9 protein-coding genes and 4 pseudogenes are annotated in these 10,630 nt (G+C 67.6%); 7 read left to right on the forward strand and 6 right to left on the reverse strand.

All coding sequences use genetic code 11. The features are described from left to right. From ACGFWI_RS38425 to ACGFWI_RS38440, 4 genes and pseudogenes are all read right to left on the reverse strand, one after another. Nucleotides 1-255: pseudogene (locus ACGFWI_RS38425) on the reverse strand (RNA polymerase sigma factor SigF); the annotation flags it as partial. A 268-nt stretch (nucleotides 256-523) separates the two neighbouring features. Then, nucleotides 524-613: pseudogene (locus ACGFWI_RS38430) on the reverse strand (DUF3322 domain-containing protein); the annotation flags it as partial. A 415-nt stretch (nucleotides 614-1,028) separates the two neighbouring features. Beyond that, nucleotides 1,029-2,225, reverse strand: a complete 1,197-nt coding sequence (locus ACGFWI_RS38435; protein ID WP_393910711.1) for an aromatic acid exporter family protein — start codon at nucleotides 2,223-2,225, stop codon at nucleotides 1,029-1,031. A gap of 778 nt (nucleotides 2,226-3,003) precedes the next feature. After that, nucleotides 3,004-3,533: pseudogene (locus ACGFWI_RS38440) on the reverse strand (peptidase S15); the annotation flags it as partial. A 273-nt stretch (nucleotides 3,534-3,806) separates the two neighbouring features. Between ACGFWI_RS38440 and ACGFWI_RS38445 the strand changes: the two are divergent. From ACGFWI_RS38445 to ACGFWI_RS38470, 6 genes are all read left to right on the forward strand, one after another. Further along, nucleotides 3,807-4,064: a DUF5133 domain-containing protein gene (locus ACGFWI_RS38445; RefSeq protein ID WP_393910712.1), complete on the forward strand. Its 258-nt coding sequence runs from the start codon at nucleotides 3,807-3,809 to the stop codon at nucleotides 4,062-4,064. Between the two features lie 150 nt (nucleotides 4,065-4,214). Further along, a complete protein-coding gene (locus tag ACGFWI_RS38450) occupies nucleotides 4,215-5,399 on the forward strand; it encodes a zinc-dependent alcohol dehydrogenase (RefSeq protein WP_393910713.1) in 1,185 nt (394 codons plus the stop codon). Between the two features lie 73 nt (nucleotides 5,400-5,472). Further along, complete coding sequence (locus tag ACGFWI_RS38455; RefSeq protein WP_393910714.1) at nucleotides 5,473-6,060, forward strand: flavodoxin family protein; 588 nt, start codon at nucleotides 5,473-5,475, stop codon at nucleotides 6,058-6,060. A 123-nt stretch (nucleotides 6,061-6,183) separates the two neighbouring features. Then, nucleotides 6,184-7,074 carry an SDR family oxidoreductase gene (locus ACGFWI_RS38460; protein WP_393910715.1) on the forward strand — a complete coding sequence of 297 codons (891 nt, stop codon included), beginning with the start codon at nucleotides 6,184-6,186 and terminating at the stop codon, nucleotides 7,072-7,074. 358 nt (nucleotides 7,075-7,432) lie between these two features. Further along, complete coding sequence (locus ACGFWI_RS38465; protein WP_393910716.1) at nucleotides 7,433-7,759, forward strand: glycosyltransferase; 327 nt, start codon at nucleotides 7,433-7,435, stop codon at nucleotides 7,757-7,759. 42 nt (nucleotides 7,760-7,801) lie between these two features. Then, a complete protein-coding gene (locus ACGFWI_RS38470; RefSeq protein ID WP_393910717.1) occupies nucleotides 7,802-8,155 on the forward strand; it encodes a hypothetical protein in 354 nt (117 codons plus the stop codon). 415 nt (nucleotides 8,156-8,570) lie between these two features. On the opposite strand, the gene ACGFWI_RS38475 is transcribed toward ACGFWI_RS38470, so the two are convergent. Further along, a complete protein-coding gene (locus ACGFWI_RS38475) occupies nucleotides 8,571-9,191 on the reverse strand; it encodes a plasmid pRiA4b ORF-3 family protein (protein ID WP_393910718.1) in 621 nt (206 codons plus the stop codon). 104 nt (nucleotides 9,192-9,295) lie between these two features. Here ACGFWI_RS38475 and ACGFWI_RS38480 point away from each other — a divergent pair, with 104 nt between their 5' ends. After that, nucleotides 9,296-10,249 (forward strand): IS630 family transposase, encoded by a 954-nt coding sequence (locus ACGFWI_RS38480; protein ID WP_393910719.1) that lies wholly within the window; start codon nucleotides 9,296-9,298, stop codon nucleotides 10,247-10,249. Between the two features lie 132 nt (nucleotides 10,250-10,381). Here ACGFWI_RS38480 and ACGFWI_RS38485 read toward each other — a convergent pair. Further along, a pseudogene (locus tag ACGFWI_RS38485) lies at nucleotides 10,382-10,630 on the reverse strand (short-chain dehydrogenase); the annotation flags it as partial.

Consider the following 10,630-nt stretch of genomic DNA (forward strand, 5'->3'; position numbering starts at 1 on the left):
GGCGACATAGCGCACCAGGGAGAGGTTCATCTCGATGAGGGTGTTCCGCGCGTACTGGTACTCGGGGGTCCCCTCGTCCAGTTCCTGCAGCCGCAACAGGAACTGCTTGGACAACTCCCGTGCGTCGGAAGGAGCAACGCGCTGCGGAACCTGGATCTGCGGCAGCACCGTCGGAGCCGGAACGGCACACACCTTCGACGAGGTCTCGGGCGCCGTTCCTACCGTCAAGGTGCTGTTGCTCGTGCTCGTGCTCATGCTCTGGCTCCTTCCGGTTGCTGGGCCTCGTCATAGGGGCCCCTACCCGCCACTGGAACTTGCATGTCCCGTCGGACTGCGACCGCTCTTCCGCCGCTTGGCCAAGTAGGCATCTGTCAGGGCGGGTTGGGCAAGGCAGTGCGTTCCCGCAGACAGATGAGCACGTCAGACAGGCGGGGTTCTGCGGGAAACGGTAGCGGGTGGCGATTGGTACGCGGAGCCTCGGTGTCGATGCGGTCGGTGGGCACGAGTGCTCGACCAGGGTGGTCAGGATGGCGCGGTGATGTTCGATGAATTTGGTGTCCACGCCGGGTACGTCGATCTGGCGCAGGTAGACGTATCGGTCACGTTCGTTCACCTTCCGGTCCGATGGCGCATCGCGTGGTCGGCGCCGCGCGGGCGGTCAGAACTGTGACAACGCCTATTTGGTCGGCAGGCCGCTATCGGGACACACCCGGCCGGCCCGGTACCGGAATACGCCAGAAACCTGCCGTGGTGGCCGGTAAGCGCTGGTCGGGTGGCCGAGCTTGGACTGACCAGATCACTCCTTCACGGGCAGGCACTCGGCGAGCAGGTCGACGACGTCGCGCCAGGCTCGCCATGGCCCAGCCCCACCACCAGCGGGCAGTCCGGCACGCTCACGCCGTATTCGATGCCCAGCACCTCCGGTCCCGCCACGTGGCCTTGCGGTGCGGACGACGAACAGGTCACCCAGGCCCTGGTCGAAGATGATTCCGCGGCTGAAACGCACACCGAACGGAATCGCTGCTGTCCTACTCGTCGGCGTAGCGCTGGAGTACGTCGCTGGTGTGCTGGAACTCTTCCATCAGCCGGGTGGCCTCCACGACGAGTACGCCGTACGGGCGGGTGGGGTCGGCGAGTGGCAGCCCGTCGCTCTCGGCCTGCTCGGCTACCTGTCGACGGTAGCGCTGGGCCCGGTCCGCCAGTTGGCCCAGTTCTTCGGCCTGGTCAGCCAAGTGGTCCTCGTCCAGGGCGCTGAGGAGGCGGGCGCAGTCGGCGATGGACGCCAGGAACGTGCTGTAGCGCTCGAGGAATACGCGGTAGTCGTAGCTGGTCTCGGTGTCGCGCCACTGGTCGAGGCTGCGTGTGAGGGAGGCAGCCTGGTACAGCGTCCGTTCCAGCGCTTCCAGCACGGCCCCGTAGTTTTCGAAACCGGTGCGCCCGCGATGGCGGCGAAAGAGACGGCGCGGGTTGTAGTAGAGGCTCTCCCGCGCCGTGCGCATGCCGGCCCGGGCCTGGGTGATCAGCTCACCGGTCTGAGCAGCCCGAGCGCGCCAATGCGCGGTCTGCTCCTCCTCCAGTTCGCCTGCGGACAGCACCGGATGGATGTCTCCGAGCAGATCACACAAGGCGTGCGCGAGGGTGCGGACACTGTATTCGGCGCTTCGGAAGCGCATCGGCGGGAAGACCGCGAAGTTCACGGCAAGGGCCACGACGGACCCGATGAGGACCAGGAGGACGATCTGTCCCAGCTGGGCGATCTTTTCTGGATACCCCGTGGCGGAGGTGTACGTGGCAAAGGCGAAGAACGCCGCCGTGGGCACCTGACCGCCCTGCGCCCCCAAGGCCGGCCACCGCCCGATCACCAGGGCGACCAGAGCCACCAACGCAAACGTCACCACCTCAGGCCCCACCAGGAAGCCCAAGGCGACCTGCACGGCCACTCCGGCCACCACCGCACCGACATAACGCAGTGACTGCACCAGCGACTGATAGATGGTGACCTGCATGATCACCACCGCAGAGAACGGTGCGAACGCCGGCGACTGCGCGTTCAAGAGGTTGGAGGAGATCACCCACGCGATCGTCGCGGCCAGCATGCTCTTGCCGACCAACAACACCGTATGACGCTCGTAGCCGTCCGACCCCAGCGCCCGACTCCACCACTGACCGATCCGGGCGAACCGGCCTGCCTCCAACCGCTCCATCTGACCCGCGCAGCCAGCCATCCATACCCTCCCGCTTCTGCACCCGACCAAACGCCAAGTCTCCCGCCCAGCTCGTGCCCCGCCACGGCAGACACACCCGGCCGGGGGGTGTGGTACTTCGTTGCGAGCCGTCTTGGTTGGGCCCAGCGGCGGCGGTGGACAGCACACCGGTCGGGTCACGGATGACGCCTGGTTTTCGGCGCTGTCGTACGGCATCACGGGTCAGAACCCCAGGAATGCCGGGGCGCGTTCCTGTCCGATCGCCCAGGGAAGTGTGCAGCCCTCCCAGAACCCGAAGAGCGCATAACCCCGGTCTGCCAATGGCCCCGCGTCCGTCCGCTGGCATCGACGGAGAAACACGGCGCCCGTGGCCCTACTGCCTGCGAGCGCGATGCCGGCGCACTGACGCCTGCGACAGGCTCTCCTCGGCCAGCGCCCCGGAAGACTCCTCGCCCAGCGAAGGCCAAGCCCAACGGTGCCTGGGAGTGTTCGCTCCAGCAGACCCTGGCTGCCGCCGAGGCCGACCTCGGCTGGGACGTCCCGCGGTGGTGCGCGCTCATCAGGACGCCGCCGACGAAATCGGCCTGTTGGCCCGCCTGGTGGTGCGGATTGTGCGGGCCTCGATCAGAGACAGGAGTTCCCCGGAGGAAAGCGCCTGAGTCACCATCACGTTTCAGTGGTCAGCTCTGACATGTTCGCCCGAGCAGGTCCTGGTGCCGATCGCAGTCATGAAGACCTCGTTCGCATCGGCTCCGTGACTGCTGAGCGTCGCGCTGGAGAACGCGGGCGCCCCGTCGCGTCACAGATGATCGCGCGGCAGTGTCTCGTTCCAGGTGCGGGAGAACACCCGGCGGTCGTTCTCGAAACCGTCCAAGAAATGGCGTCGACGAAGAACTCCGACTCACTGCACCGCAGCACCGTGCGGGTTTCAATCCGCACGTCCCAGTCATCGCGCTGAAATCGCATGATCCAGGCGGTCTCGCCAGAGACGGAGGTGAATTGATCGGCGACGGCCGTATACCGCTCGTAGGCGCGGAGCCCGGTGTCCAGGCAGATATCGTCCAGCCGAACCGTACCGCGATCCTTCACGATCTCCAGCTCGGTGCGGTAGCCGACCAGGTCACGCTTGACGTCCCAGCGCTGCTCCGGAGCCGTCAGCTGGGTGCTGGCGAGGGGAGGCGCGCCCTCGGGTCCGCCGAAGGGGCGCTGCGGAAGGTGGTCGGGCTCCCGTGTGGGGCGCACCGGAAGCGTGAGGCTGCTGGATCCCTCGTAGACGGTGAGGAGGACCAGCTTGGGCGGCGGCCAGGCCAACGGCCAGTACGAGGGGGAATCCGGCTGTTGCGGACATCGAGCCCCGCGACCCGCTGCTCGCGGCGGAGCCCCTTCAAGCGTGCCCGACAGCAGATCGTCGAGGCCCTGGCCTCCCACCAGGGCCGTGACCCGGCATCCCAGCGGACGGAGACACACGGGGCCCCACTGGAGAGGCGCCCGAAAAGGTCGACCCCCAGCAGAACTCAAGGAGCGGCCGCCACCTCACATCCGCGCGGCCACGGGACATGAGTGTTCGTGCACCGGGTACCGGCGTGAGTGCCACTGAGAACGATGCAATCCAAGGCTGAGGAGTCCTCCGGCATGCTGATGGCCCACCCTGCAGTGCTGCGCAAGCTCGTAGACGAATACGAGGCCCTGCAGGCTGTACACGCAGAACGCGGCAACGCAGAGCCGCGCGGACGCATGACCGAGGTCGCCTGCGCCCTGTGCATATCCACCGGCACCTCCGACGTGGATGCGGCTCTGATCGCCGCCCACCACCAGCTTCCGGGAGCTCAGATGTATGACGACTCTCTCCTCGCCCCCTGAGCGCACAAAACACTGCCAGTGGCGCGCCACCGCGAGAGGGCGATTGGTCCCTCCCACCGCCGCTGGCGTACTCCCGCACCCGCCGCTGCCGATTAGGGGCAAACTGGTTAAAAACGGCCTGGCGAGGCATTACGACTCGAAGGAGGCGTCATGAGGGCTTTGACATGGCACGGTAAGCGCGACGTTCGCATCGACACGGTCCCCGACCCCAAGATCGTGGACCCGACCGACATCATCGTCCGTATCACGTCGACCGGGATCTGCGGGTCCGACCTGCACCTTTACGAGGTGCTCGGGCCGTACCTCGATCCGGGGGACATTCTCGGGCACGAGCCGATGGGCGTCGTCGAGGAGGTCGGGCCGGAGGTCACCGCCGTGTCGGCCGGGGACCGGGTCGTCGTGCCCTTCAACATCTCCTGCGGCACATGTTGGATGTGCGCCCAAGGGCTTCACTCACAGTGCGAGACGACCCAGGTCACCGAGCGTGGGATGGGCGCCTCACTCTTCGGCTTCTCCAAGCTCTACGGGCAAGTCCCCGGCGGGCAAGCCGAGTTGCTACGCGTGCCCTTCGGCAACACTCTCCCTGTCAAAGTGCCCCACGGCCCGCCGGACCAGCGCTATGTCTACCTCTCCGACGTACTCCCGACCGCGTGGCAGTCCGTCGCTTACGCCGACATCCCGCAGGGCGGAACCGTCACGGTCCTGGGGCTGGGCCCGATCGGCGACATGGCCGCCCGCATCGCCCTGCACCAGGGCGCGAGCAAGGTCATCGGCGTGGACCTCGTTCCCGAACGTCTGGCGCGGGCACGCACCCGGGGCGTGCACACCCTGGACTTGAATGAATGCGGAAAGAACGTCGGCGACGAAATCCGCAGCCTTACCGCAGGCCGTGGCACCGACGCCGTCATCGACGCAGTGGGCATGGAGGCACACGGCGGTCCTTTGGCCAAGGCCGCCCAGCAATTCGCCGGCCTGCTGCCCGACGCGCTGGGGGAAAAGGTCATGGGCCGCGCCGGCGTGGACAGCATGGCTGCCCTCAATACGGCCGTCGATGCCGTGCGCCGCGGCGGCACCATCTCGGTCATCGGCGTCTATGGGGGCGCCGTCGACCCCATGCCGATGATGACGCTGTTCGACAAGCAGATCCAGCTGCGCATGGGCCAGGCCAACGTCAAGCGCTGGGTGCCCGACATCCTCCCGCTCCTCACCGATGCCGACGTCCTCGGTGTCGACGACTTCGCCACCCACACGCTGCCCCTCGAAGAAGGGCCGCGCGCCTACAAGACCTTCCAGGCCAAGGAAGACGGAATGATCAAGACCGTCCTCACACCCTGAACTGCCAGGCGTCAGCCGGTACGGAAGCCGCACCACGCCTCGCAAGGGGCATCAACTCTCGAGGAGGCCCCTGATGACTCGCGCTGTCGCGCTCGTCTGCACCCTCAACGCTTCACCCGCCCCCTCCAGCAGTCAACTCCTCGCGGACCAGATCATGACCGAGCTCACTGGCCTCGGTGTTAGCGGCGAGACCATCCGGATCGCCGATCACGAGGTCCGGCCGGGCATCGCGCGCGACACGGGCGACGGAGACGCCTGGCCCGCACTGCGGGAGAAAGCCATGGAGGCCGATATCGTCCTCCTCTCGACCCCGATCTGGCTCGGTCACCCCTCCAGCCTGTGCCAACGAGTCCTGGAGCGGCTCAACGCCGACATCTCGGAGACCGACGACCAGGGCCGGCAGCTGACCTACGGCAAGGTGGGCCTCGCGGCCGTCGTCGGCAAGGAGGACGGCGCGCACAAAGTGAGCGCCGACCTCTTCCAAGGCTTCTCTCTCGCGCCGGGTGCCGTCACCTACTGGGTGGGCGAAGCCCAACACGGCACGGACTACCAGGATCTCGAACGGACTCCGGAATCCGTCACATCGACAACGCGGACCCTCGCGGCCAACGCGGTGCACTTGTCCCGCCTCTTGAACGACGACCCTTACCCGCCCAGCTGACCCAGGGCTCCCCCGAGAAGCAGGACAGGCCACAGGGGCCGCAGTGCTCCGCCCGGACCCCGCCCGCCCTTTCTCCAGGTCAGGGGGCGCGTCACATTCGTCATGCAATGAAGGAGACCTGAAGTGGCAGGCGACAACAAAGCCGAGCAGAACCCGGTCACCAAGCACCCTCAGCCGGAGTTCGAGCAGCAGGACCAGGCCCACCCAGGCTGGACGGGACCCATGGACCCTCCGCCCGACCACGGGGAGGAGTCGTACCGGGGCAGCGGCCTTCTGGAAGGCCGCAAGGCCGTGGTGACCGGCGGGGACTCCGGCATCGGGCGGGCTGTCTGCCTGGCCTTCGCACGCGAGGGCGCGGACGTCCTGTTCACCTACCTCCCGGAAGAGGGCAAGGAAGCCGCTGAGACCTCCCGCCACATCGAGGAAGCCGGGCGTACACCGGTGGCGGTGCCCTGCGACGTCCGCGAGGAGGTGCAGTGCGAACGTCTTATCGAACGGGCACTGACGGAGTTCGGCAGGATCGACACCCTCGTCAACAACGCCGCCTATCAGATGTCACAGCCCGACGGCATCAGCGCCATCACCACTGAACAGTTCGACCGCGTCGTCCGCACCAATCTCTACAGCATGTTCTGGCTTTCGAAGATGGCTGTGCCACACATTCCTCAAGGCGGTTCGATCATCAACTCCGCGTCCGTGCAGGCGTACAAACCCAGCCCGCACCTGCTCGACTACGCGATGACCAAGGGCGCCATCGTCACCTTTACCCAGGGGCTCGCACAGATGCTGGCCTCCGACGGCATCCGCGTCAACGCAGTCGCCCCCGGGCCGGTGTGGACTCCGCTGATCCCGGCGACGCTCCCGGACACCACCAACTTCGGCAAGCAATCTCCCCTGGGGCGACCGGCCCAGCCTGCCGAGATGGCTCCCGCCTACGTCTTCCTCGCCTCACCCCAGGCCAGCTACATCACCGCTGAGATCCTCAATGCCACCGGTGGCACACCACTTCCGTAGGGAGCCGGCGGCCTGCGCCCAGCCAGACGCCACCTGGACCGACAGCGGACCGCCAACCTCGTTCCCTGCTGTACGAGTACCGCCCCGCTGCCCTGGACCTCCACGAAACACCCGAGGGCACCTGCTGCCGCCGCGGCCTTTGCACGGGCATCCTGGGCGACGCGGCCCCCGGACGCCCTGCCGCACATTTGTGTGTGCGCTGCGGAGTTGCCGACCAGGCACAGGCATCAGGAACGGAGGGGCACACGGAAGCAGCGGGCCGGCTTCGCAACCTCATGGACTTCGTTCTACAGACATCCGGCCGCACCGGCCCGGACCAACGCCGACCACCGTCGCCGGCGCAGAGAGAAGGGCTGGCATGACGCCGGAAGCGATAGCGGTAGTCATCCCCGCGCACAATGAGGAGGCTCTCCTGCCTCGCGCGCTCGCCGCCGTGGCCGCTGCCGCGCGCCACCCCGCGTTGGCTGACCTGCGTGTGATGACCGTTGTGGCGGCCGATGCCTGCGTGGACGACACAGCGAAGGTGGCCGACACGGCGGGTGCGAGCGTGCTGCATCTGGGATCCCAGAATCCAGGGAAGGCCCGCGCCACCGCTGTGCAGCACGCCCTTGCCACGCTGGGGGCCCCCGCCTCCGCCACGTGGATCGCGTCCACCGACGCCGACAGCGCCGTCCCACCAAACTAGCTCGCGTTCCAGCTCGACCAGGCACGCGCCGGCCGGGAGGCAGTGGTCGGCACGGTCACCGTGGCCCGGTGGCCGCCGGTCCCCCAGCTCGCGGACCGTCACCACGAGATCTACTACGCCTCGCGCCCCCTTTGTGGAGCGCTCTGGCGCCACCCCCACGTCCACGGCGCCAACCTCGGAGTGGCCGCCGAGGTTTATCAGGAGGTCGGTGGGTTCCCTGCCCTTCCCATAGGCGAGGACCACGCTCTTGTCAGCGCACTCGAACGGAACGGCCATCGGGTGCTGCGCACCCCGCACTGCCCAGTAGAGACCTCGAGCCGGTTGCGCCCCCGGGCGGTCGGCGGCTTCGGTGCCCACCTGGCCCAGTTGGCAGCTGAAGTAGGAGCGATGCGCTGATGCCGCGAAGACTCCGGGCAGGCTCAAGCCTACGAGCCGTCGAAGCCGCCCTCCCCCTTCCACACGGCGCAGTTGCGTCGGCCGTGGCCCGGTACAGGTCCCTGTCACCCGGGCCCGCGGCTCGACCGCCGTGCGGCGGCCTCACCACGAGACTGCTCCGCAGCGGGGACATGTGTCAGGTGCCGCCCCATGCCTCGCGGTTGTCGAGTCGCAGCTGGACCTCACGCTCCTGATCGCCTGACGTCGACCCGGCGTCCTGAACCGTGAAGGCGGACCCAGGCCTGTCCGCAGTCGGTCGGCCGCATAGCTGTCCTGGACAGTGGCCGACACCTAGTGCAGCGCCGCACTGATCCTGCGAGGGTCAGGATCGTTCCTGCCGTGGTGGCCGGGGCGATCGATGCCGCAGGGTGGAGCGTCAGTTCTCGATCAGGATGGCTGTGAAGCCGGACAGTGCGCTGTTGACCTGTGCCAGGTCGAAGGCGGCGGGGTCGAACTGGTCGGCGGTGTCGAGACCGAGCCATTCGAGCCGGTCGTCGTGTTCTTCGTGGTCGGGGTCGGTGAGGATCTCGATGAGGTACTCGTATCCCCACATCCCACCGCAGTCCTCGGGTGGGCAGGCACGACGGCCGGTGAGGCAACGAGGGTAGGCGATACCCGGTTCGGCGTCGGCGACCGCCTCGACGAGGATGTCGTGCTCCCAGTCGTCACCGAAGTCGTAGGTGTAGCCGAGTTTGTCGCCGACGCTTGGGGCGACCTCGTCAAGCCGCTTGGACGCCGCGCTGCGGATCCCCAGCTCTCGGTCGGCGACTCCGTAGCGGTCCTGCGGGGTCTCGAAGGCCCACATGTGGTAGCCCTCCCAGCCGAAGGCCGCCTGGATGAGGTGGTGAACCTGCTGCAGCGTGGTGCCCGACGGCACCTCCAGGCGGCGCCAGATCGGGGGCCGGGAGCCACGCAAAGTGACCTTGATCTTGTGGACGACCTTCCCGGGTGCCGTCCGCGAGCGGGAGATCGACTTCGCGCGCCTGGTATTCGCCATGGCCGTCATCCTGCCACCAGCCCCGGCTCCCGCGAGGCCACTGCCGCCGACCCCACTCGTCCGCGCGACAATGATCGACGCTCGTCGAATCCAGGAGTGGGGACATGCCGGCGCACAGCCCGTTCCCGGTGGTCTGGGACAACAACCAGCGGTCGGTACTGGAGCAGTTGGCCCACTCACGCACCGCCCCGCTGCGGCGCATCCAGCGAGCGGAGGTCGGCCTGGCTGCCGCTGACGGTATCTCCAACGCGGCTATCGCCCGCAGCCACCGGTTGCACATCGCCACCGTGCGACGCTGGCGCAAACGGTTCCACCACGAGGGCCTGACCGCTCTGGACGACCGCAGGAGGCCGGGCCGTCCGCGTCGGTACGGACCCGAGGTGCACCTTGCGATCGTCGCCACAGTCACCTCCGCCAAACCCGTCCCCGACAGTCAATGGACCCACAAGTCGATCGCCAAGTCCCTTGCCGTCCACGGGATCTCCGCCTCCCAGGTCGGGCGGATCCTGGCCGGTCTTGACCTCAAACCCCACCTCGTTCGCGGCTGGCTCACCCGCCCTGACGACCCGGACTTCCACATCAAGGCCGCCGAGGTATGCGCCCTCTACCTGCTTCGCCCGCCGGGGTCGGTCGTGCTCAGTGTGGACGAGAAGACGGCCATGCAGGCCCGCTCGCGTCGCCACCCCACCAGGCCCGCACGGCCCGGCGATGCCGAGCGCCGCGAGTTCGAGTACCGACGCCACGGCACCGTGTCCATCGTCGCGGCCCTGGACGTGCACACCGGACAGGTTCTCATCGAGGACATCGCCCGCAACGACTCTGTCACCTTCATCCGATTCCTGCGTCTGCTGGACTGGGCCATCAACCCCGCTCTGACCGTTCACCTGGTCCTCGACAACGGGTCGTCACACGTCTCGAAGGCTACGACGGCCTGGCTCACAGCCCACCCGAGGTTCACCGTCCATCACACACCGAAGCACGCCTCGTGGTTGAACCAGGTCGAGATCTTCTTCTCGATCCTGGCCCGCCGGCTACTGCGACGAGGCGAGTTCACCTAACGCCAGGACCTCATCGACCAGATCCGCGACTTCACCATCGCCTACGACAACGCCGCCCGCCCCTTCCGATGGACCTACGACGGCACCCCACTCAAGACCTGACATCCCTCGCAGGATCAGCGCGGCGCTGCACTAGCAGCGGCTCCGGCGCCGGTGCATTGCACGGGACAGGGAGGCCGCGCCCAGGGCAGCGCCGAGCAGACCGCTCGTGACCGCGGGGTGACGGGCCAGCGCCGTCAGTGGCGAGCGGGCGCTGGAACGGTCGTCGAAGTTGCCGTGGGCACCATAGTCGTGTCCGTCCTTGCCGTGGGGGGGCTCCCACTGGTTGGTGGGCCGGCCCCCCGACCCCCGATAATCGGTGTGGGGGGAGTCGAACCCGGT

Origin of the sequence: Streptomyces sp. NPDC048434 (assembly GCF_043200375.1) — a bacterium.
Lineage (GTDB): Bacteria > Actinomycetota > Actinomycetes > Streptomycetales > Streptomycetaceae > Streptomyces.